The organism is Variovorax sp. FG153 (assembly GCF_057809595.1).
On the sequence record NZ_JBMDKG010000037.1, the window covers coordinates 70,703 to 92,412 of the forward strand.

Below are 21,710 nucleotides of genomic sequence, written 5' to 3' on the forward strand. Positions count from 1 at the left end.
GCTGCGCGCTCAGGACGCCGGGGCCTGCGAGCGCAGCCATTGCTGCATCGAGGCCTCGGTGTCGCTGCCCTCGCGCACCAGCCATTCGCAGAAGCTCTCCGTCACCGGGTCGGCATGGGCCGTGCTCGCGAAGTAGCGCCGCTGCTTGGCGGCCAGCACACCGAAGGGCGCGCACAACCGGCCCGCGATGATGTCGTCGAAGGCGAGGAACAGCGGCACCAGCGCGAGGCCCAGCCCGTCGATCGCGGCCTGCAGCGCGAAGTACATCTGCTCGAAGCGGATCGCGCCGCCGGGCTTGAGCCCGGCCACGCCGGCCGCCGCGAGCCAGTCCTCCCAGGCATAAGGCTCGGTGGCGAAGCTCACGAGCGTGTGCGTGGCCAGGTCGCGCGGCTCGCGCAGCCGGCCGCCGTCGAGCAGGTCCACATGGCACACCGGCAGGATCAGCTCGCTCATGAAGGGCCGCGACACGCAGTGCGGCGGCGGCTCGAGCGCGCCCGCGATGGCGATGTCGTAGCGGCCCTCGTCGAAGTTGACCGGCGCCAGCAAGGTGGTGAGCCGCAGGTCGACCTCGGGCCGCTTGCGCTGGAAAGCCGGCAGGCGCGAGAGCAGCCAGCGCATGGTGAAGGTCGGCGGCGCATTGATGCGCAGCGCGGTCGGCACCGCCTGCTCGCGCAGTTGCATCGAGGCCACCGCCACGCGGTCGAGCGTGGCCGTCAGCTCGCCGAGATAGAGGCGCCCGGCCTCGGTCAGCGCGAGCTGCGAGGAGGTGCGCCGGAACAGCGGCACGCCCAGCCATTCCTCGAGCAGCGCGACCTGGCGGCTGATGGCGCCGTTGGTCACGCTCAGTTCTTCCGCGGCGCGCGTGAAGCTCACGTGCCGGCCCGCGGCCTCGAAGGCCCGGATCGCGTTCAGGGGTGGAAGTTTTCTGGACATGACGGGGCGACTGTAGGCCGCGATGGGTGCAAGCGGGTTGCGTTTTTCTCAACGGGCTTCAGTTTTACTCGGTGGCGGGGCCTGGGGAAGGGGCCGAGACTGGCGTTCTCATGACGACCACCCAGCATCTGTTCCTGCCGAGCGCGGCCTGCCGTGTCGCGGTCCACGTCGACGGCCCCGCGGACGGCCCCGTCGTGCTGCTCGCGCACGCGATCCTTTCATCCTCCGTTCTGTGGTGCCGCCAGGCCGAATGGCTGGCCGCCGAGGGCTGGCGCGTGCTGCGGCCCGACACGCGCGGCCATGGCCGGTCGGAAGCGCCCTCACCGCCATCACTGCCCTGGCGCATGGGCGACCTGGCGCGCGACGTGGCCGAGATCCTCGATGCGCTCGACATCCGCGCGGCGCACTACGTCGGGCTCTCGCTGGGCGGCATGTGCGGCTTCGCGCTGGCCGAACTGCATCCCGAGCGCCTGGCCAGCCTGTGCCTGTGCGACTGCCGCGCCGACGCGCCCGCGGCCTTCGCGCGGCCCTGGGACGAACGCATCGCGCTCGTCGAGGCCCAGGGCTGCGAAGCGCTCGCGGGCCCGACCATCGAGCGCTGGCTGGGCCGCGGCTTCATCGAGGCCCATCCCGCCGAGGCACGGGCCCTGCATGCGGCCGCGGCCGGCACTTCGCGCGCGGGCATGGTCGGCTGCGCGCGCGCGATCCAGCAACTCGACCACCGCGCGGCCGCGCGCGGCATCCGCGTGCCCACGACCCTGCTCGTCGGCGCCAACGACGCCGCGCTGCCCGATGCGATGCGCGAGCTGCGGACCGAGATTCCCGGCGCGCACCTGGAGATCGTTCCGGACGCGGGTCATCTGCCGAACATCGACCAGCCAGAACGCTTCGACGCCGCGCTGCGCGCCCACCTCGAGCGCGCCCGCCGGGCCGCCTGACACTGCGCCGGCCCTTCCGCGCGGCCTACTGCACGCGCTGCTGCCGCCACTCGCGCGGCGAGCAGCCGAAGCGCTCCTTGAACGCGCGGCTGAAATGCGCCGCGTCGTTGAAGCCGCGGCCATAGGCGATCTCGGCCACCGGCCGGCCCGCGAGGCGCGGCTCGAGCAGGTCGCGGCTGCAGGCCTCGAGCCGACGCTCCCAGATGTACTGCGCGGGCGTCAGCGGCTCGCTCTTGAAGACGCGATGGATCTGGCTGGCCGACACGCCGAGCTCGGCCGCGAGGCTGCCCACCGACAGCGCGGGGTCGCCGAGCTGTTCCTCGATGCGGCGCTTCACGCGCGCGAGGTGGTAGGCCGTGAGGCTGCTGAGCGAGGGCGCGCTGGCCGCCGGCAAGGTCTGCAGCCCCGCCACCAGGATGTTCTGCACGCCATTGGCCACCGCGAGCGCCGAGGCCGGCTGCAGCGTCTCGATGTCCTCGCGCAGGGTGCGGATCATGCCCAGCAGCAGGTGGCCCGCGCCCTGGCGGCCCGACACGGTGGTAGCCGTGAGCGCCTGCGTCTCGCGCAGCTCGCTGCGCAGCCGGTCGCCGGGCAGCTTGAGCACGATCTGCTCGAAGCGGTCGTCGAACAGCAGCTGGTAGGGCCGCGTGCTGTCGTAGAGCGCGAAGTCGCCGGCCTCGAGCACCGCGTCGCGCCCGTCCTGGCGCACCACGCCGCGGCCCTGGGCCTGGATGCTCACGAGGAAGTAGTCGTCGCCCGAGCGCGCGATGTGGCCCGAGGTGCGCAGCACCTTCTGCGGGCCCGAGCGCACCACCGACACGTCGAGCCCGGGCAGCGTGTGCTGGCGGATGCTGCCCTCGAAGTCCTCGGACTCGTCGGGCCGCACCGGATCGCAACCGAGCTGCACATAGACGTTGCAGATCATGTCGGTCCAGTAGGCCAGCCGCTGCGGGCGAGCCACGGCATCGGTGCTGAGCAGCGTGTTCATCGGTGGAATCTCGAAAAACGGGGGTCGGCGGGCATGCAACGCAGGAACAAGAACGCCGCAAGCTGCGGTCAAGGCGTTCCAGCGCGGCGAATCTACGCTTCATGCAACCCGCATGCCACCGCGCAAACCCGCGCCGGGGCAAGGCGGCGAATCCACGTTCCCCACCGAAAGGCCCCGCCATGCCCACCACCGTTCATCCCAAGCTCCGCGTCGCCGCCGTGCAGGCCGCGCCCGTGTTCCTCGACCTCGACGGCACCATCGACAAGACCATCGACCTGATGGCGCAGGCCGCCGCGCAGGGCGTGAAACTGATCGCATTTCCCGAGACCTGGATCCCCGGTTATCCCTGGTGGATCTGGCTCGACTCGCCGGCCTGGGGCATGCAGTTCGTGCAGCGCTACCACGACAACTCGCTGGTGATCGGCTCGGCCGAGTTCGAGCGCCTGCAGGCGGCCGCGCGAGCGCATTCGATCTGGCTCTCGTTCGGCTTCAGCGAGAAGGCCGCGGGCAGCCTCTACATCGCGCAGGCGCTGATCGACGACCAGGGCCAGGTGGCGCAGACGCGCCGCAAGCTCAAGCCCACGCACGTGGAGCGCACCGTGTTCGGCGAAGGCGACGGCGCCGACCTGCACGTGGTGCCCACCGCCATCGGAAACATCGGCTCGCTGTGCTGCTGGGAACACCTGCAGCCGCTGAGCAAGTACGCGATGTATTCGCAGAACGAGCAGATCCACTGCGCCGCCTGGCCCAGCTTCTCGCTCTACCGCGGCGCGGCCAACGCGCTGGGCGCCGAGGTCAACAACGCCGCGAGCCAGGTCTACGCGGTCGAGGGCGGCTGCTTCGTGCTCGCGCCCTGCGCCACGGTCTCGAAGGCGATGAGCGAACTGATGTGCACCGATGCCGGCAAGCAGCAGATGCTGGGCGTGGGCGGCGGCCATGCGCGCATCTACGGGCCCGACGGCTCGGCCCTGGGCACGCCGCTGCCCGAGACCGAGGAAGGCCTGGTGATCGCCGACATCGACCTCGGGATGATCTCGCTCGCGAAGGCCGCGGCCGATCCGAGCGGCCATTACTCGCGCCCCGACGTCACGCAGCTGCTGCTCAACAAGACGCGCCGCGAGCCCGTGGTGGTGCAGCTCACGCCCGTGCCCGAGGGCAACGCGGCCGAGCCGGTCGAGGCCTGAGCGCGCACGAAGGAGCCGCGCCATGGAATCCGCCATCGACGAGCACCTGAAGTGCCCGCGCACGCGCACCCGCCGCGTGGAGGACGACTACACACCGCCCTACCCCGTCTGGTCGGCGCGCGCCCACCGCGCGGTCACGCAGGTGGTGATGGGCTACTTCGGCGTGCAGTCGCTCGGCGCCGCGCAGCAGGGCCGCGCCTGCGCCGCGCTGATGCGCATCGCGCGCGACTTCGCGCGGCCCGATGGCCCGCTGCACCACGACCTCACGCACTACGTGGATGCCGAGGGCCACGACAACATGATCGCGATCGCCTACTGGACCGATCCGGCCGCCTTCGCGCGCTGGAGCGCGACGCCCGAGATCGACGGCTGGTGGCAGTCGGAGGAGCGGCTGCACGAGGGCCTGGGCTACTTCCGCGAGATCGTGTCGCCGCGCGTGCAGCACTTCGAGACCATGTTCAACACGCCCGACCGGCTCGAGGGCATCGGCGTGGCCATGGGTGGCGTGAGCGGCGAACTGCAGGAGCATGGCTACTGGGGATCGATGCGCGACCGCATCCCGCTGTCGCAGACCGATCCGATGTCGCCCTCGGGCACGCGCGCCGCGATCGGCGATGCGCCCGCGCCGGGCCGGCGCGTGCGCATCGCGGGCCATGAACACGTCGCGATGATCCGCTCGGGCCAGGAATGGACCGACACCACCGGCCAGGAGCGCACGCTCTATCTCGAGGAGATGGAGCCGGTGCTGCGCGAGGGCATGGACTTCCTGCGCGACCAGGGCCTGGCGATCGGCTGCTACAGCAACCGCTACATGCGGCATCTCGATGCGCAGGGCGCGCCGCTGCAGAAGTCCTTCGGCCTGAGCTTCTGGCGCTCGCTGGCCGACATGGAGCGCTGGGCCGAATCGCATCCGACCCACGTGGCGATCTTCGGCAGCTTCATGCGCTATGTGCAGGCGCTGAACTTCCAGCTGCAGCTGCGCGTGTACCACGAGGTGTCGGTGCTCAAGGCCGACGAGCAGCGCTACGAATACATCAACTGCCATGCTCGCACGGGATTGATGAACGGCATGGGTTGAGAGCGCCGCATGGCGGATGCCTTAGGATTCGCGCCCCGAACCCTAGGACCCCGATCATGTGGCGCGAATTCGAAAGCCTCGTCGAAAGCTCGATGAAGGAATGGAAGATCCCGGGGCTCGCGCTCGCGGTGATCGAGGATGGCGAGGTCTCGCTGCTGAAGGGCTATGGCGTGCGCGACCTGCGCGGCAGCGAGCCCGTGACCGCCGACACGCAGTTCCTGCTGTGCTCGATCACCAAGTCCTTCACCGCGGCCGGGCTCGGCCTGCTGGTCGACGAGGGCCGGCTCGCCTGGAGCCGGCCGGTGCGCGAAGTCATCCCGGAGTTCCGGCTGCACGATGCGGTGGCGACCGCGCAGCTCACGGTGCGCGATCTGCTGAGCCACCTGAGCGGCCTGCCGCGCCACGACTGGCTGCACATGCCGGCCGACCTGACGAGCGCGCAGATGCTGCCGCTGCTGCGCCACCTGGTGCCGAGCCGCGAGCTGCGCGAGGCCTTCCAGTATTCGAACCTCGGCTACATGGTCGCGGGCATCGTGATCGAGCGCCTCAGCGGACAGGGCTGGCAGGACTTCATGACCGAGCGGCTGCTCAAACCGCTGGGCTTCACGCACTACGGCTTCGGCATCGACGCGCTGGTGGCGGCCGCCGATGCGGCCCGCCCGCACACCATGGTCGAGGGCGATCCCGTGCCCGCGCAGCTGTGGCCGGTGCCGACGGCCGCGGGCGGCGGGCTCAATGCCAGCGCCGCCGATCTCGCGAAGTGGATGCGCTGCCTGCTCGACGAAGGCCGCGTGGGCGACACGCCGCTGCTGTCGGCCAGGACGGTGCGCGAGATGGGCATGCCGCGCGCCTGGATGTCGCGCTCCGAGCATGCCGAGATCGGCGATTCGCACTACGGCCTGGGCCTGTTCTGCGAGAACTACCGCGGCGACCGCACGCTCGCGCATTCGGGCTCGTGGTTCGGCTGGGCCACGCTGATGACCGTGGTGCCCTCGCGCCGCGCGGGCGTGGCGGTGCTGACCAACCGCGCGCCGGGCGCCGTGACCTCGATCCTCACCTTCGCGGCGCTCGATCGCATCGCGGGCCGCGAGCCGGTCGACTGGTTCCAGCGGCTGCTCGCGAAGCGCCGCGCCGACCTGGTGCAGCAGCGGGTCGACGAGAAGGCGCGCACGGACCGGCGCCGCACCGGCACGCAGCCCAGCCATGCGCTCGAGGAGTACGCGGGCCGCTACGAGCATCCGGCCTACGGCTGCATCGAGATCGCGCACGAGGGCGACCACCTCGCCTGGCACTGGCGCGGCGCCGCCGGCGCGCTCACGCACTGGCACTACGACATGTTCGTCACGCCGGACCGGCCGACGGTGTTCCACCCCGACAACCTCGCGCTGAGCTTTCTCTACGACCGCGCGGGCCGCATCGACCGCATCGCGGTGCCTTTCGAGCCGATGGTGGAGGACATCGTCTTCAGGCGCGCGAAGGACGCGCCGACAACCTAGAAGGGCCTAGGCGAACAGCCCCTTGTGCTCGCCGCGCAGCAGCGCCTTCTGCACCTTGCCCATGGTGTTGCGCGGCAGCTCCGGCACGATGAAGCAGCGCTTCGGGATCTTGAAGTTCGCGAGCCTGGCCTTGAGCTCGGCCACGATCGCATCGCCGTCGAGCGTGGCGCCGGGCTTGGCGATGACGATCGCCACGCCGACCTCGCCGAAGTCGGGGTGCGGCACGCCGACCACCGCGCTCTCGGCCACGCCGGCCATCTCGTTGATGTAGCCCTCGATCTCGGCCGGATAGACGTTGTAGCCGCCGCTGATGATCAGGTCCTTGCTGCGCCCGACGATGGTGATGTAGCCGCGGCCGTCGATCTTGCCCACGTCGCCGGTCTTGAAGAAGCCGTCGGCCGTGAACTCCTCCTGCGTCTTCTCGGGCATGCGCCAGTAGCCCGCGAACACGTTGGGGCCGCTGACCTCGATGCCGCCGATCTCGTCGGTGGTGCAGTCGCGGCCCTGGTCGTCGCGCACGCGCAGCTGCACGCCCGGCAGCGCGAAGCCGACGGTACCGCCGCGGCGCTCGCCCTGCTCGGGGCGGTAGGGGTTCGAGGTCAGCATGATGGTCTCGCTCATGCCGTAGCGCTCGAGGATGGTGTGGCCGGTGCGCTCGCGCCATTCGTCGAAGGTCTCGATCAGCAGCGGCGCCGAGCCCGCGACGAACAGCCGCATGTTGCGCACCGCCTCGCGCGTGAGGCCGGGCTCGGCCAGCAGGCGCACGTAGAGCGTGGGCACGCCCATGAACACGGTGGCCTCGGGCAACTTCGCGGCGATGCGCTTGGGATCGAACTTGGAGAACCAGAGGATCTTGCTGCCGTTGAGCAGCGCGCCGTGCAGCGCCACGAACAGGCCGTGCACGTGGAAGATCGGCAGCGCGTGGATCAGCACGTCGCCCTCGGTCCAGCCCCAGTAGTCCTTGAGCACCTCGGCATTCGACAGCAGGTTGCCGTGCGTGAGCATCGCGCCCTTGCTGCGGCCGGTGGTGCCGCTGGTGTAGAGGATCGCGGCCAGGTCGTCGGCCGACTTCGCGGCCGGCTTGTGCACGTCGCTGCAGCTGGCCGCGACCTCGAGCAGGGTGCCGCTGCGGTCGTCGTCGAGCGTGAACACGTGGCGGGTGCCGGCGGCCGTGGCCAGCGGCGCCACCCAGGCCGCGTTGCGGCTGGTGCAGACCACCACGGCGGGCTCGGCGTTGCCGATGAAGTACTCGATCTCGGCGCTCTGGTAGGCGGTGTTGAGCGGCAGGAACACATAGCCCGCGCGCAGGGTCGCGAGGTACAGCAGCATCGCCTCGACCGACTTCTCGACCTGCACCGCGATGCGCGCGCCCTTCTCGAGCTTCAGCGCGTCGAGCAGGTTGGCGATCATCGCGCTCGCGCGGTCGAGGTCGCGCCACGAGTACGCGAGGCCGTTGTCGGTCTCGACCGCGATGGCATCGAGGTCGGCGGGAAAGGCCGCGCGCAGGGCGGCGAACAGGTTGGCGTTGGCGGTCTTCTTCATCGGTCGGACTTCACAGGAGGCGAAAAACGAAAGGCGGGTCAGAAATCGGGCGCGCGCTTGGCGAGGAAGGCGGCGATGCCTTCGCGGTGCTCGGCCGAGTCGGCGTAGTCGTAGGCGGTGGCGACCAGCGCGGCGACCGGCTCCACCTCGGGCGGCGCGGTGTTGGCGCCGGTCACGGCATGGTGCAGCACGGCGAAGGTGCGCTTGTGCATGCGCGCGGTCTGCGGCGCGAGCCGCGCGATGCGCGCCGCGTGCGCCTCGGCCGCGGCGGCCACCTCGGCATCGGGCAGCACCGAGAGCAGGAAACCCGCGTGGTAGAGGCGCGTGGCGTCGTGCACGCCGGCGGCCAGCAGCATGTCGCGCGCCAGCGTGTCGCCGATGGCGCCATGCACCAGCGCGGCCTCGCGCGGCGCCATCGGAAAGCCGAGCTTCGCGATCGGCGCGCCGAACTTCGACGAGGCGCCCGCGAGGCGGATGTCGCAGCAGCTCGCGATCTCGATGCCCGCGCCCATGCACGCACCCTCGACCTGCGCGACCAGCGGCAGCGGGCAGTCGAGCAGCGCCTGCAGCGCGGCCCAGACCTCGTTCTCGTGGAATTCGCGCAGGCTCGCGGCCTCGAAGCGGAACGACGGGTACTCGGAGATGTCGCCGCCCGCGCAGAAGGCGCCGCCCTCCCCGCGCACGATCACGCAGCGCAGCGCCGGGTCGGCGCCGAGGCCGACCACGAGCGCGCGCAGCTCGCGCCACATCGCGCGCGTCATCGCGTTCAGGCGTGCCGGGTTCGACAGCGTGAGGAACGCGAGCGCGCCCTCGCGGCGCAGGCTGACGCTGCCCGCGCTCATTCGAGCTTGGCGCCCGAGGCCTTGACCACGGCGGCCCAGCGCTTGATCTCCGAATTGACGAAGCCGCCGTACGCGGCCATGGTCAGGTTCGGGATCTCGGAGCCGTTCTGCGCCCAGATGGCCTTGAGCTCGTCGCTCGCGAGCGATTTCTTCATGTCCTCCACCACCTTGGCCTGCACGTCGGCCGGCGTGCCCTTGGGCGCCCAGAGGCCGTACCAGGTGGTCACGGTGTAGTCGGGCAGGCCCACCTCGGCCGCGCAGGGCACGTCGGGAAAGGCCGGGTTGCGCTTGGCACCCGCCACCATCAGCGCCTTGATGCGGCCGCTCTTGATGTGCTGCGCCGAGGAACCGAGGCCGTCGAACATCAGGTCGACGTTGCCCGAGATCAGGTCGGCCAGCGCCGGGCCCGCGCCGCGGTACGGGATGTGGGTGATGAAGGTGCCGGTCTGGATCTTGAACAGCTCGCCCGCCAGGTGGTGCGAGGTGCCCGCGCCGGCCGAGCCGTAGTTGAACTTGCCGGGGCTGCGCTTCACGAGCGCGATGAACTCCTGGATGGTCGCGGCCTGCACGCGCTTGGGATTGACCACCACCACCTGCGGCACGTTGGCCAGCAGCATCAGCGGCACGAAGTCCTTCTCGATGTCGTAGTCGAGCTTGGGATAGATCGAAGGCGCGATCGCATGGTGCACCGCGCCCATGAACAGCGTGTAGCCGTCGGCCGGCGCCTTGGAGGCGATGCTCGCGCCCAGCGTGCCGCCCGCGCCGCCGCGGTTGTCGATCACCAGGGTCTGGCTCGTGAGCTTGGCGAACTGGCCCGACAGCGGACGCGCGAAGGCGTCGGTGCCGCCGCCGGCCGGGAACGGCACGACCACGTTGACCGGCTTGGTCGGCCAGTTGCCCTGCGCGGTCGCGGCGCCGCCGCAAAGAACCGCCGCGCCCGCAGCCGCCAGGCGCAACACGTCGCGCCGCTGAAAACTCTGGTTCATCTGTCTCATCTCCTGTCGTTGTGGATCGCCGCGCGAGCGACGGCCGGCGCTGTATGCGCCGGGCTTGAGGCCCGATCAGCCTTTCTTGAAAAACAGACTTTCGACGTCTCCCGACACGGCCACCTTGCCCTGCGCGAGCCAGTCGCGGTGCCGGTCCAGACGCTTGAGATCGTATAGGTAGTTCACCATGAGGCCATAGGACTGCTTCTGTCCCTTGGGCGACGGATCGCCGGCCCAGTTGAGGCGCTCGACGCGCGCGCCGTTGCCGAGGTGGAAGCGCGCGACCGGGTCGGCCGGCGTGCCGTCGACCAGCGAGCGGCCCAGGTACTCGGCCGCGCACTGCAGCAGCCACTGGCGCAGCGGCGACTTGGGGTCCAGGCTCGCGGCGGCATCGACGGCGGCCAGCAGCCGGTCGGGCGTGGGCGGCAGCGAGCCCACGAGGCGGCCGATCTCGGCGGCGCGCTTCTCGTCGAGGCGCGCGACCATGTCGGGCGCGTTCTTCGCGAGCCAGGTGCGAAAGCCCGGGATCGGCGACAGCGTGGCGAAGGTCTTGAGCCGAGGCAGCTCGTCCTGCAGGGTCTCGACCACGCGCTTGATCAGCGAGTCGCCGAAGCTCACGCCGCGCAGGCCGTTCTGCGTGTTGCTGATCGAATAGAAGATCGCGGTGGTGGCGCGTGCCGGCGGCACCGGCACGGCGGCCTCGTCGAGCAGCGGCGTGATGCCGTCGCTCACGCGGTCGACCAGCGCCACCTCGACGAAGATCAGCGGCTCGTTGGGCAGCCGTGGATGGAAGAAGCCGTAGCAGCGGCGGTCGCTGTCGTCGAGCCGGTTCTTCACGTCGTTCCAGCTCTTGATGTCGTGCACCGCCTCGTAGCGGATCAGCTTCTCGATCAGCGAGGCCGGCGAGTTCCAGTCGATGCGGCGCAGCTCGAGGAAGGCGACGTCGAACCAGGTCGAGAACAGCTGCTCGAGCTCGGCGTCGAGCGCGAGCAGGCGGCGGTCGCCCTTGAGGCCGGGCAGCAGCTCGGCGCGCAGGTCGACCAAAAAGCGCATGCCCGCGGGCTCGACCGCGAAGCGCTGCAGCAGGCGCATGCGCGGCGACACCAGCGCACGGCGCAGCTTGAGCTCGGCCTGGCCCTCGTCGGGCGTGCCGACGGCGGCCTGGTGCTGGTCGCGCGCGGTCTTGAGCTTTTGCGCGTCGGCGGCGAAATGCTCGCTCATCAGGGCCCAGAAATCGCGCCGCTCCTCGGGCGTGGCGGCGGCGTATTCGATCGCGATGGCATGGGCGCGGCGGCCGCCCTCGACCTCGCTCACGCGCGGGTCGATCACCGACTGCATGGCGGCCAGCACGCGGCGCAGCGCGCGCGGCGACAGCGCCTCGTCGGCCTTGCGCAGGGTGGCTTCGAGCCGCTCGGCGGTGGTGCGGGCGCTGGGCTTGGGCGCGGACTTGGCGGCACCCTTCGCGGGGGCGTCGGAGGCCACCGGCACCTTGCGTTCGTTCTTGTCGCCCGTGCGCAATCGCGCCTGGAACCATTCGGTCGCACTCATCGTGGATGCACTCCCATGCAGAAAGAAAAAGACGAGGAAGAGATGGCGGACGCGGACACGACGGCGCCGCGCTTCATGGCATGACCCGCGATTTCTGCTGGTTGCGCATCACCTCGCGCAGCGCCTCGCGCTGGCGCGTCATGTGGGTGCGCATCGCGGCATCGGCGCCTTCGCTGTCGCGCGCCTTGAGCGCCGCGAACACCGCGAGATGCTCCGACAGGCTCTGCTCGAGCCGCCCCGGCGCATGCAGCTGCTGCTGGCGCGCGAGCTTGAGGATCTTGCGCAGGTCGCCGATCACCTGGGCCAGCCACTTGTTGTCGGCCAGCTGGATGATGGCCTCGTGGATCAGGTGGTTGGTGGCGTAGTAGTCGTTGATGCGCTTGGCCTTGGCGTGGCGCACCAGCCGCTCGTGCAGGGCGTCGAGCTCGTGCAGCTCGGCATCGCTGGCGTTGCGCGCCGCCTCGAAGGCGCAACGGCCCTCGAGCAGCGCGATGACCGGGAAGATCTCGTCGAGGTCGCGCTCGGTCACCTCGCGCACGAAGCAGCCGCGGCGCGGCTCGTGGCGCAGCAGGCCTTCGGCGGTGAGCACCTTGAGCGCCTCGCGCAGCGGCGTGCGCGAGATCGACAGCCGCTCGCACAGCGCGATCTCGTCGACGAAGCTGCCGGGTGCCAGGGTGCCGTCGAAGATCTGCTCGCGCAGCGTGGTGGCGACTTCGTCGTGCAGGGAGTTGTGGACCAGGCGCATGGCGGGTTCGATCGCGTAATTTCCTGTAATTACGCGTAATTCTGAGCCCGGATGCGAAGCAGCGCAAGGGCCGCGCGTGAAACGCGGGGCTCCGGACTTACCCTGGTCAGACGATAGCTTGCGTGGCCGGCGGTGCGGCACGCGGCAGGTGCAGGAGGCGCGGGACGGGGCGGCGCCCCGCCCTCCCCGGCTCCCGGTGCGGCGTCAGGCCTTGCTGGCCACCGGCGGCGGCGCCTGCTCGCGGCGCGAGGCCCAGACCCACAGGGCGATGCCGCCCAGGATCATCGGCACGCAGAGCCACTGGCCCTGGCTCAGGTCGAGCGCGCGCAGGCCCAGCTCGTTGCCCGGGTGGGCAAAGATCTTGTCGGGCTCGCGGAAGAATTCGGCGATGAAGCGGAAGATGCCGTAGCCCACGAGGAAGAAGGCCGACACCTGGGCCTGCTTGCGCGGCTTGCGCGCGTAGAGCCACAGCAGCACGAACAGCAGCAGCCCCTCGAGCAGGAACTGGTAGACCTGCGAGGGATGGCGCGGCAGCATCGAGCCGCTCTGCGGGAACACCATGCCCCAGGGCAGGTCGGGGCTGCTGAAGCGGCCCCAGAGTTCGCCGTTGATGAAGTTGCCCACGCGGCCCGCCGCGAGCCCGGTCGGCACGCAGGGCGCGACGAAGTCCATCACCTGCCAGAACGGCCGCGCGCGCGAACGCGCGAACCAGACCATGGCCGCGATCACGCCGAGCATGCCGCCGTGGAAGCTCATGCCGCCTTCCCAGACCTTGAAGATCTCGAGCGGATTGAACAGGTAGAACTCGGGCCGGTAGAACAGGCAGTAGCCGAGCCGGCCGCCGACGATGACGCCGACCACGCCGAGGAACAGGATGTCCTCGATGTCCTTGCGCTGCCAGGCCCCGGCGCCCACGAGGCTGCGGTAGGGCTCGTGCTTGAGCCGCAGCGTGCCGAGGAAGTAGAACAGCGCGAAGGCCGCCAGGTAGGTCAGGCCGTACCAGTGGATGGCGATCGGCCCGAGCTGCAGGGCGATGGGATTGATCTGCGGATACATGAGCATCCGCGGATTGTGCCCGCGCCGCATGACGCGGCCGGGGGCGTGGGGGCATCCGGGGGCGCGGGCCTCAGCGCCCGAACTTCCACCAAACGATGCCGGCGACGGCGGCCGGCACGGCGAACACCAGCAGGAAGATCGGCAGCTCCTCGGCCACGCTGTAGCCGGCCTCGATCACCCCCACCGCCATGTTGATGCCGGCGCCGACGAACCAGGCCGGCACGAACCATAGCGCGGCCGTGCCCAGGGCCGCGTCGCCGCCGCCGCCGAGCACGCGGCCGGCCAGCAGGAAGAAGGCCAGCAGCACGAAGCCGCTGCCCATCACGATGAGCGTGTGCATCGCTTCTCGGCGCGATGCGTCAGCGCGTGGTGTAGCCGCCGTTGGCGAAGATGGTCTGGCCGGTGATCCACCAGCCCTCGGTGACCAGGAAGCGCACGATGGGCGCGATGTCCTCGATGTCGGTCAGGCCCTTCTTCGAGAACTTGCTGAGCGCGGCGGCGCTGCTGTGGTAGTCCACCGCTTCCTTGCTCTCCTGGCCGTAGAAGAAGGGCGTATCCATCGGGCCCGGGCCGATCGCGTTGACCGAGATGCCGCGCTCCCCGAACTCTTTGGAGGCGGCGCGCGTGTAGTGCTCCACCGCGGCCTTCGAGCCCGGGTAGATCGCATAGAACGGCGTGTAGGCCGCGAGCAGCGAGCTCACGATCGTGACGATGCTGCCGCCCTCGGCCAGCGTGCGGCCGGCCTGCTGGATGAAGAAGAAGGCGGCCTTGGCATTGGCGTCGAAGCTCTTGTCGTAGTCGGCTTCGGTGACCTCGAGGATCGGCTTCTTGATGACCACGCCCGCGGTGTTGATCGCGATGTCGACCTGGCCGAACTGCTTGACGGCCTGGTCGAACAGCTTGACGTTGTTCTCGACCACCGCGAGGTCGCCCTGCACCAGCAGGGTGTCGGCGCCCTTGGCCTCGAGGGCGGCGGCGGTCTTCTCGGCATCGGCGCGCGAGCTGTCGCTGTTGTAGTGGATGGCGACGCCGCGCACGCCCCCGTCGACCAGTTGCTGGGCGACGAGCGCGCCGAGGTTCTTGCCGCCGCCGGCGATGACGGCGACCTTGTTCTTCAATGTGCGTGCGGACATGGGGATCTCCTGGGTTGAAAGCCATTGATGTGTGACACGGGGGCAGTGTATTGATCGTCAGACGGCCGATAAATAGGCAATTCGAGGCTAGACTGTTCGGAAATTCCCAAACAATCCCTTCCCGCCCCGGCGCCCTTCTCATGGACCGCATCGACCTCCTCCAGGTCTTCCTGCGCGTGGCCGAGTCCGGCAGCTTCACGCGCGCCGCCGACCGCCTCGGCCTGCCGCGCGCCACCATCTCGACCGCGGTGCAGCAGCTCGAGGCGCGGCTGGGCTCGCGGCTGCTCCACCGCACCACGCGGCGCGTGGGCCTCACGCCCGACGGCGAGGTGCTGCTCGAGCGCGCCCGCGCGCTGGTGGCCGACATGGACGACCTCGAGCAGCAGTTCCTGCCCGCGCACGGCAGCGTGGGCGGGCGGCTCAAGGTCGACGTGCCCAGCCGCATCGCGCGGCTGCTGATCGCGCCCGCACTGCCCGATTTCTTCGCGCGCTACCCGGCGCTCGAGCTCGAACTCGGCTCGAGCGACCGCGCGGTCGATCTGGTGCACGAGGGCGTGGACTGCGCGCTGCGCGTGGGGCCGCTGGCCAGCAGCAGCCTGGTGGCGCGGCCGCTCGGGCACTTCACGCTGGTCAACTGCGCGAGCCCGGCCTACCTGGCGCGGCACGGCACGCCGCGCACACCGGCCGACTTGCCGCAGCACCTGGCGGTGAACTACGCCTCGCCGACCAGCGGCCGCGCGGCGCCCTGGGAATGGCAGCGCGACGGCGAGACCGCCTCGCTGCGCATGCGCAGCCAGGTGACGGCCAACAACGCCGAGACCTACATCGCCTGCGCGCTCGCGGGCCTGGGGCTGATCCAGATCCCGCTGTACGACGTGCGCACGCAGCTCGCGGCCGGCGAGCTGGTCGAGCTGATGCCCGACGCGCGCGCCGAGCCGCTGCCGGTGCACCTCGTGTACCCGCACCGGCGCAACCTGTCGCGGCGCCTGCAGGCCTTCGCGGGCTGGCTCGAGACGCTGCTGGCCGCCGCGCTCGACGGGCCGCCGCCCTCTTCCGCCGCTACGCCGCGCCGCGCGCGGCCGCCGGCTGGCGCTCCCGCACGAACGCGATGAAGCGCTCGAGCGCCGGGTTGGCGGCCTCCGCCGGCCACACCAGGCTGGTTTCGCAGCGCGGCAGCGCCGACGCGGCGCGGCGCCGGCCCGCGGGCGCGAACTCGCCGGCGCCCCGGTAGACCACGCCCGCGCGACGGAACTGCGTGACGCTCTCGGGCACCCAGGCCACGCCGATGCCGCCCGAGACCAGGTTGACGATGGTCTGCATCTGGATCGCCTCCTGCGCCAGCTGAGGCACGCGCCCGGCCGCGTGGTAAAGCGCGAAGACCGCGTCGTGCAGCGAAGGCACGATGCGGCGCGGGAAGATCACCAGCGGCTCGGCCAGCACCTCGGCCAGCGGCAGCTTCTCGGCGCTCGCGAGCGCGTGCCGCTGCGGCAGGGCCAGCACCAGCGGCTCCTGCGACACCGCCAGCCGCGCCAGCCCCGGCGGCGCGGCGCCCGGCGAATGCAGCATCAGGCCGGCATCGATCTCGCCGCGCGCGAAGGCCTCGAGCTGCACGTCGCCCGTGGCCTCGACCAGCTCGAGCGCCACCTCGGGGCAGAGCACGCGGAACTCGCGCACCCAGTCGGGCAACTGCTCGAAGCCCACGGTCGAGACGAAGGCGATGCGCACCCGCCCCACCTGCCCGGCCGCGGCCGCGCGGGCGCGCGCCGGCAGCGCCTGGGCGCGCGCCAGCAGTTCGCGCACGTCGGGCAGCAGCGCCTCGCCGGCCGGCGTGAGCGCCACCCGGCGCCGCGTGCGGTCGAACAGCACCACGCCCAGGGTCTTCTCGAGCTGGGCGATGGCCTGCGTGACCGGCGGCTGGGTCATGTGCAGGCGCCGCGCGGCGCGGCCGAAATGCAGCTCCTCGGCCACGGCCACGAACTGGCGCCAGGCCCGCAGGTCGATCAGGCTTTCATTCATATGCCAAGCATATCAATCAGCCTCTCAAAATGGATTGGAAGCAATCAATCAGAAGTCCGATACTTGGCGCTCCCCGGTTTTCCCTCCCCACGATCGAAGAGACACCCACCATGGACACCAAGCCAATCCAGATCAATCGCCGCAGCGCCAACATCGTCGAAGGCAAGAGCCGCGCGCCCAACCGTTCGATGTTCTACGCGATGGGCTACGAGGAAGGCGACTTCAAGAAGCCGATGGTCGGCGTCGCCAACGGCCACAGCACCATCACGCCCTGCAACTCGGGCCTGCAGAAGCTGGCCGACGCGGCCATCGCGGGCATCGAGGAAGCCGGCGGCAACGCGCAGGTGTTCGGCACCCCCACCATCTCCGACGGCATGGCCATGGGCACCGAAGGCATGAAGTACTCGCTGGTGAGCCGCGAGGTGATCTCGGACTGCATCGAGACCTGCGTCGGCGGCCAGTGGATGGACGGCGTGCTGGTGGTCGGCGGCTGCGACAAGAACATGCCCGGCGGCCTGATGGGCATGCTGCGCGCCAACGTGCCCGCCATCTACGTCTACGGCGGCACCATCCTGCCGGGCCGCTACAAGGGCCAGGACCTCAACATCGTGAGCGTGTTCGAGGCCGTGGGCCAGAACGCCGCCGGCAACATGAGCGACGAGGACCTGCTCGAGATCGAGAAGCGCGCCATTCCCGGCACCGGCTCGTGCGGCGGCATGTACACGGCCAACACCATGTCCAGCGCCTTCGAGGCCCTCGGCATCTCGCTGCCCTACTCGTCGACCATGGCGAACCCGCACGACGAGAAGGCCAACTCGGCCAAGGAATCGGCCAAGGTGCTGATCGAGGCGATCAAGAAGGACCTGAAGCCGCGCGACATCGTGACCAAGAAGGCGATCGAGAACGCGGTGGCCGTGATCATGGCCACGGGCGGCTCGACCAACGCGGTGCTGCACTTCCTCGCGATCGCGCACGCGGCCGGCGTGGAATGGACCATCGACGACTTCGAGCGCATGCGCAAGAAGGTGCCGGTGATCTGCGACCTGAAGCCCTCGGGCAAGTACCTCGCGGTCGACCTGCACCAGGCCGGCGGCATTCCGCAGGTCATGAAGGTGCTGCTCAACGCCGGCCTGCTGCACGGCGACTGCATCACCATCAGCGGCCAGACCATCGCCGAAGTGCTCAAGGACGTGCCCGACGTGCCGCGCGCCGACCAGGACGTGATCCGCCCGATCGACAAGCCGATGTACGACGAAGGCCACCTGGCGATCCTCAAGGGCAACCTGTCGCCCGAAGGCGCGGTCGCCAAGATCACCGGCCTCAAGAACCCGGTCATCACCGGCCCGGCGCGCGTGTTCGACGACGAGCAGTCGGCGCTCAAGGCCATCCTCGACGGCAAGATCGTGGCCGGCGACGTGATGGTGCTGCGCTACCTCGGCCCCAAGGGCGGCCCGGGCATGCCCGAGATGCTCGCGCCCACCGGTGCGCTGATCGGCGCGGGCCTCGGCGAGAGCGTGGGCCTGATCACCGACGGCCGCTTCTCGGGCGGCACCTGGGGCATGGTGGTGGGCCACGTGGCGCCCGAAGCGGCGGCCGGCGGCACCATCGCCTTCGTCCACGAGGGCGACTCGATCACCATCGACGCGCATGCGCTCAAGCTCGAGCTCAACGTGCCCGAGGCCGAGATCGCCAAGCGCCGCGAAGGCTGGAAGGCTCCAGCCCCGCGCTACACGCGCGGCGTGCAGGCCAAGTTCGCGTTCAATGCCTCGAGCGCGAGCTCGGGCGCGGTGCTCGACAAGTTCTGAAGCCCGGCGCTCAGGCCGTGGCGGCCGGTGGCTGCCACGGCTTCGCGACGTCCTCGTAGCCGATGGCCCTCGGGCGCAGGCGCGTCAGCAACGCATCGACGCTGTCGAAGCGCAGCAGCTCGCGCGGTGGACCACGGTCCAGGTCGTCCACGACCAGCACGGCCGGGGCCTGCGCGCCGCTGTCGCGATAGTCGAGCATGACCACCCTGCCGTGGTCGGCCTCCAGCACCACGAGGCGCTGCGGCGCGTCGAAGCCTTGCTTCCACGGCGTTTCGCCGGGCGGGAACACGATGCGGTCCGACAGCTCGGCCAGCGTCGCGAGGTACTCCATCGGCATCAGGTAGCGCAGGACCTCGCTGTACGGCTGGCCGTCGCCGTCGGCGATGTCGACCCAGCGGCACGAGACGCCGCCGCCGTTCTTCACGCGCCACAGCGCCACGAGCGCACGTGGCAGCCGCAGGCCCAGCCGCGCCTCGGTCTGCGCGATCAACGCATCGTCGGCCACCAGTTGCGGCTCGGAGCCGTCCTTGCGCTGCACGGCATTGAGATGGAAGAAATGCGACTGCGCCTCGCCCCAGAACATCGAGGCACGCCATTGCTCCGGTGCCTCGCCCAGCGGCGGGCCGAGATCGCGCGCAACCGTTCGCGCCACGCCGCGCTCCGGACGCACGCGCCGCAGCGCCGCGAAGAAATCGTCGAAGCTCTCGAAGGCGATGTCGACCGGCTCCACGCCGGGCTGGCGATCGAAGTCCGCGATCAGCACCCGCGCCTGCGGCCCGCGCGTGTAGTCGAGCAAGGTCATGTCGCCGTAGCGGGCCTGCAGCACCACCAGCTTGTCGGCGCCGGCCGGCACGTCCTCGGGATCGTGCGTGAAGTCCTCGTAGTGCTCGGCCACGGTGCGCAGCTCGGCCAGCGTCGCGAGGCTCGAATAGTCGATGGAGAAGGCACCGCGCCAGTCGTCGTGGAACGGCCCCGCGTCGCGCTTCAGCGGCACGTAGAGCCAGCCCACGTAGCCGCCGTTCATGCGCCCATAGAGCGCGCGCAGCGTGTCGGGCAGTCGAAAGCCCAACCGCGCCTCGGCGCCCGCGATCATGGCTTCGCTGGCCGCGAACGGCGGCTTCTCGACCGGCGTGCCGCGCTGCGCGAGCGCTTCGCGCGCGGCATTGGTGCGCCAGTAGCCGGGGGACTCGAAGAAGGTGTCGCGATCGAGCGGCGTCGGATCGATGTCGAGTTCGGGCTCGGCCTCCGCTGCGGGCGATGCGCGCGATGGCGTGGCAGCCACGGGCTCGGGCGCCGCGGCCTCGAGCCGGATGATCGCCGCGCTCACGGCGACTGCCAGCACGAACAGCGCCGCGGCCCACTGCGCATCGGCGCCCGAGAACGCGGCGATGGTCGCGGCCGGCGCCAGCAGCATGCTCAGGCCCAGCCCCAACAGATAGAACACGCCCGCGAGCACCGCCTGGATCGGCAGCGTCACGAGCGCCGACAGCGCGATCCGCTGTGCGCCGCCGAGCCGCCAGGCCAAGGTCCAGGCATTCCACTTGCCGAGCGCGTAGAGCACGGTGAACAACGGCGTCGCCAGCAGCACGATCCATGGCGAGCGATGCAGCCAGCCGGCCGTGCCCATGGCCAGCACGATCAGCAAGCCCATGGCGATGCGCAGCACGGGCGCAAGCCCGTTCGATGAAAGGCGCGTGGACATCCTCGATCCTCCCTGTGAAGCGCCGCGGTCCGCGCGGCGTGTCGGAGGAGTTTCACACGCGGGCCGCGGCGGGCCCGTCAGCGCACAGGACTCAGCGGCGTGGGCGCGATCCGGTGCCGGTCTTCAGGCCCATGTTGGCCTTCTGCCGGTCGATGCGCGCCTGGCGGCGCGCGTCCTCGCGCTCGACCACCTTGCGCTTGGTGTAGCCCGAGGCATCGGCCCAGGCCCACCAGGCCACGGCGAGCGCGAAAGGAATCAGCACGATCCACCAGCTCCAGGTGCCGACCGGGCCGACTTCGAAGTATTTGAGGGCCACGCCCAGGATGCCCAGCACCAGAAACCACATCGCGAATCCTCCGGGTCGTATCGCGCGATGCGGTCGCGCGCCGGTGGCCGGCGCTCCCTACAATCATCATCGCGTTGAGCCATCGAATGTAACTCAGCCCTTACACAAACAGAGAATCCGATCCCCATGAAAAGAGCCCTGCTGTTCGCGACCCTGGCCCTCGGCCTGGCAGCCCCCGCCTTCGCCGACCTGGCGCTGGCCACCTCGAAGAACTGCATGAGCTGCCATGCGGTCGAGCGCAAGGTGCTCGGCCCCTCGTTCAAGGACGTGGCGGCCAAGTACAAGGACAACGCGGGCGCGGCCGACATGCTGGCCGGCAAGATCATCAAGGGCGGCTCGGGCGTGTGGGGCCCGGTGCCCATGCCGGCCAACAACCAGGTCAGCGAAGCCGACGCGAAGAAGCTCGCGGCCTGGATCCTGTCGACGAAATAAGGCGGCCCCTCAGATCCGCGGCTCGATGTCCGCGGGCAGCGAGGGCCGGCGCTCGATGCGGTCCTCGAGCTGGCCGATGTGCGCGGCCAGCGTGTTGTCGGACTGGTCCGAACGCAGCCGCACCGCGGACTCGAGCTGGTCGATGCGCGCCAGCAGCGCCGTCTGGCGCTCGGCGTTCTGCGCCATGTGCTGGTTCTCCTGCGCCTGCAGGAAGTTGCGCAGCTCGGTGAAGCGCGAGGCCTCGGCCTTGTCGGCGAGGTCGCGCTGCACCTGCATCTCCTTGGTGTGGCGCTTGGTGTCGAGCAGTACCGCGCTGTGCAGGTACAGCACGTAGACCAGGAAGAAGGCCGCCAGCACCACGGTGAGCCCCAGCATGATCAGGCCCAGCGGCGCCGAGACGGTCATGAAGCCCAGCCACACGTCGGTGGGCGTGGACAGCGTGCCCCAGTTGAGCGCGGCCAGCGCCGCGATCAGCAGCACGATGACGAACAGGAAAGCGGATCTCACGCCCATGGGGCCTCCTTCGGAAAGATCGAACACGTTGGGAACCCGCGCGCTTCGAGGCGCGCGGTGGTGCCAGCGGTTTTACCTCAGCGAAGGGGCCTGCCCGGCTCTCGGCCCGGCACAGACGCCCCTGTCCTACAGCAGGAATGCCGTGTTGATCAGTTCGTCTGCGACAACTGCTCCAGGATCGCCGGGTTCTCGAGCGTGGACGTGTCCTGCGTGATCGCCTCGCCCTTGGCGATGCTGCGCAGCAGCCGCCGCATGATCTTCCCGCTGCGCGTCTTGGGCAGGTTGTCGCCGAAACGGATGTCCTTGGGCTTGGCGATCGGCCCGATCTCCTTGGCCACCCAGTTGCGCAACTCGGTGGCGATCTGTTTCGCTTCCTCGCCGGTCGGGCGCGCGCGCTTGAGCACCACGAAGGCGCACACCGCCTCGC

The 21,710-nt window shown here is 70.2% G+C and carries 22 protein-coding genes; 7 read left to right on the forward strand and 15 right to left on the reverse strand.

The window, feature by feature from the left end:
- Positions 1 to 9 precede the first annotated feature (9 nt).
- The gene (locus ACODT0_RS30680) at positions 10 to 933 is read right to left on the reverse strand and encodes a LysR substrate-binding domain-containing protein (protein ID WP_064262364.1); all 924 of its coding nucleotides are present in this window, start codon (positions 931 to 933) and stop codon (positions 10 to 12) included.
- Positions 934 to 1,043: 110 nt separating this feature from the next.
- Between ACODT0_RS30680 and ACODT0_RS30685 the strand changes: the two genes are divergently transcribed.
- Positions 1,044 to 1,871 (forward strand): alpha/beta fold hydrolase, encoded by an 828-nt coding sequence (locus tag ACODT0_RS30685; RefSeq protein ID WP_489043006.1) that lies wholly within the window; start codon positions 1,044 to 1,046, stop codon positions 1,869 to 1,871.
- 25 nt (positions 1,872 to 1,896) lie between these two features.
- Here the strand turns inward: ACODT0_RS30685 and ACODT0_RS30690 are convergent, their stop codons facing one another.
- Positions 1,897 to 2,859: an AraC-like ligand-binding domain-containing protein gene (locus ACODT0_RS30690; RefSeq protein ID WP_057594560.1), complete on the reverse strand. Its 963-nt coding sequence runs from the start codon at positions 2,857 to 2,859 to the stop codon at positions 1,897 to 1,899.
- 179 nt (positions 2,860 to 3,038) lie between these two features.
- On the opposite strand from ACODT0_RS30690, the gene ACODT0_RS30695 reads away from it, so the two are divergent.
- The 3 genes from ACODT0_RS30695 to ACODT0_RS30705 are packed head-to-tail and all read left to right on the forward strand — an operon-like array spanning position 3,039 to position 6,617.
- Complete coding sequence (locus tag ACODT0_RS30695; protein WP_261210629.1) at positions 3,039 to 4,043, forward strand: carbon-nitrogen hydrolase family protein; 1,005 nt, start codon at positions 3,039 to 3,041, stop codon at positions 4,041 to 4,043.
- 22 nt (positions 4,044 to 4,065) lie between these two features.
- Positions 4,066 to 5,121 (forward strand): phenylacetaldoxime dehydratase family protein, encoded by a 1,056-nt coding sequence (locus ACODT0_RS30700; RefSeq protein ID WP_489043007.1) that lies wholly within the window; start codon positions 4,066 to 4,068, stop codon positions 5,119 to 5,121.
- 56 nt (positions 5,122 to 5,177) lie between these two features.
- Entirely contained in the window at positions 5,178 to 6,617 is a 1,440-nt protein-coding gene (locus tag ACODT0_RS30705) for a serine hydrolase (protein ID WP_489043008.1), read from the forward strand.
- 6 nt (positions 6,618 to 6,623) lie between these two features.
- Here the strand turns inward: ACODT0_RS30705 and ACODT0_RS30710 are convergent, their stop codons facing one another.
- The 8 genes from ACODT0_RS30710 to ACODT0_RS30745 all read right to left on the reverse strand — a co-directional run bounded on the left by ACODT0_RS30710 (position 6,624) and on the right by ACODT0_RS30745 (position 14,469).
- Positions 6,624 to 8,159: a malonate--CoA ligase gene (locus ACODT0_RS30710; RefSeq protein WP_057594556.1), complete on the reverse strand. Its 1,536-nt coding sequence runs from the start codon at positions 8,157 to 8,159 to the stop codon at positions 6,624 to 6,626.
- Positions 8,160 to 8,197: 38 nt separating this feature from the next.
- Positions 8,198 to 9,001, reverse strand: coding sequence for an enoyl-CoA hydratase/isomerase family protein (locus ACODT0_RS30715; protein ID WP_489043009.1), 804 nt, complete (start codon positions 8,999 to 9,001; stop codon positions 8,198 to 8,200).
- Positions 8,998 to 9,987: a Bug family tripartite tricarboxylate transporter substrate binding protein gene (locus tag ACODT0_RS30720; protein WP_057594554.1), complete on the reverse strand. Its 990-nt coding sequence runs from the start codon at positions 9,985 to 9,987 to the stop codon at positions 8,998 to 9,000. The genes ACODT0_RS30715 and ACODT0_RS30720 overlap by 4 nt, the downstream gene beginning before the upstream one ends.
- 75 nt (positions 9,988 to 10,062) lie before the next feature.
- Entirely contained in the window at positions 10,063 to 11,535 is a 1,473-nt protein-coding gene (locus ACODT0_RS30725) for a malonyl-CoA decarboxylase (RefSeq protein WP_489043010.1), read from the reverse strand.
- Between the two features lie 73 nt (positions 11,536 to 11,608).
- The gene (locus ACODT0_RS30730; RefSeq protein ID WP_057594552.1) at positions 11,609 to 12,280 is read right to left on the reverse strand and encodes a GntR family transcriptional regulator; all 672 of its coding nucleotides are present in this window, start codon (positions 12,278 to 12,280) and stop codon (positions 11,609 to 11,611) included.
- A 204-nt stretch (positions 12,281 to 12,484) separates the two neighbouring features.
- Positions 12,485 to 13,342, reverse strand: coding sequence for a prolipoprotein diacylglyceryl transferase (gene lgt / locus ACODT0_RS30735; RefSeq protein WP_261210624.1), 858 nt, complete (start codon positions 13,340 to 13,342; stop codon positions 12,485 to 12,487).
- Positions 13,343 to 13,406: 64 nt separating this feature from the next.
- Positions 13,407 to 13,676: a hypothetical protein gene (locus ACODT0_RS30740; RefSeq protein WP_057594550.1), complete on the reverse strand. Its 270-nt coding sequence runs from the start codon at positions 13,674 to 13,676 to the stop codon at positions 13,407 to 13,409.
- 19 nt (positions 13,677 to 13,695) lie between these two features.
- Positions 13,696 to 14,469: an SDR family oxidoreductase gene (locus ACODT0_RS30745; RefSeq protein ID WP_261210623.1), complete on the reverse strand. Its 774-nt coding sequence runs from the start codon at positions 14,467 to 14,469 to the stop codon at positions 13,696 to 13,698.
- Between the two features lie 140 nt (positions 14,470 to 14,609).
- Here ACODT0_RS30745 and ACODT0_RS30750 point away from each other — a divergent pair, with 140 nt between their 5' ends.
- Positions 14,610 to 15,581, forward strand: a complete 972-nt coding sequence (locus tag ACODT0_RS30750) for a LysR family transcriptional regulator (protein ID WP_057594548.1) — start codon at positions 14,610 to 14,612, stop codon at positions 15,579 to 15,581.
- Here the strand turns inward: ACODT0_RS30750 and ACODT0_RS30755 are convergent.
- Entirely contained in the window at positions 15,529 to 16,485 is a 957-nt protein-coding gene (locus ACODT0_RS30755; protein ID WP_057594547.1) for a LysR family transcriptional regulator, read from the reverse strand. The two genes, ACODT0_RS30750 and ACODT0_RS30755, sit on opposite strands and share 53 nt — an antisense overlap.
- Positions 16,486 to 16,595: 110 nt before the next feature.
- Between ACODT0_RS30755 and ilvD the strand changes: the two genes are divergently transcribed.
- Positions 16,596 to 18,290, forward strand: coding sequence for a dihydroxy-acid dehydratase (gene ilvD, locus ACODT0_RS30760; RefSeq protein ID WP_057594546.1), 1,695 nt, complete (start codon positions 16,596 to 16,598; stop codon positions 18,288 to 18,290).
- Between the two features lie 10 nt (positions 18,291 to 18,300).
- Here ilvD and ACODT0_RS30765 read toward each other — a convergent pair whose 3' ends face one another.
- Complete coding sequence (locus ACODT0_RS30765) at positions 18,301 to 19,992, reverse strand: SMI1/KNR4 family protein (RefSeq protein WP_489043012.1); 1,692 nt, start codon at positions 19,990 to 19,992, stop codon at positions 18,301 to 18,303.
- A 91-nt stretch (positions 19,993 to 20,083) separates the two neighbouring features.
- Positions 20,084 to 20,338: a TIGR04438 family Trp-rich protein gene (locus tag ACODT0_RS30770; RefSeq protein WP_057594544.1), complete on the reverse strand. Its 255-nt coding sequence runs from the start codon at positions 20,336 to 20,338 to the stop codon at positions 20,084 to 20,086.
- A 126-nt stretch (positions 20,339 to 20,464) separates the two neighbouring features.
- Between ACODT0_RS30770 and ACODT0_RS30775 the strand changes: the two genes are divergently transcribed.
- Positions 20,465 to 20,770 (forward strand): c-type cytochrome, encoded by a 306-nt coding sequence (locus tag ACODT0_RS30775; RefSeq protein ID WP_057594543.1) that lies wholly within the window; start codon positions 20,465 to 20,467, stop codon positions 20,768 to 20,770.
- A 9-nt stretch (positions 20,771 to 20,779) separates the two neighbouring features.
- On the opposite strand, the gene ACODT0_RS30780 is transcribed toward ACODT0_RS30775, so the two are convergent.
- Entirely contained in the window at positions 20,780 to 21,283 is a 504-nt protein-coding gene (locus ACODT0_RS30780; protein WP_057594542.1) for a hypothetical protein, read from the reverse strand.
- Positions 21,284 to 21,432: 149 nt separating this feature from the next.
- Positions 21,433 to 21,710 (reverse strand): AMP-binding enzyme (locus tag ACODT0_RS30785; RefSeq protein WP_489043013.1); only part of this gene is annotated, 278 nt, incomplete at its 5' end.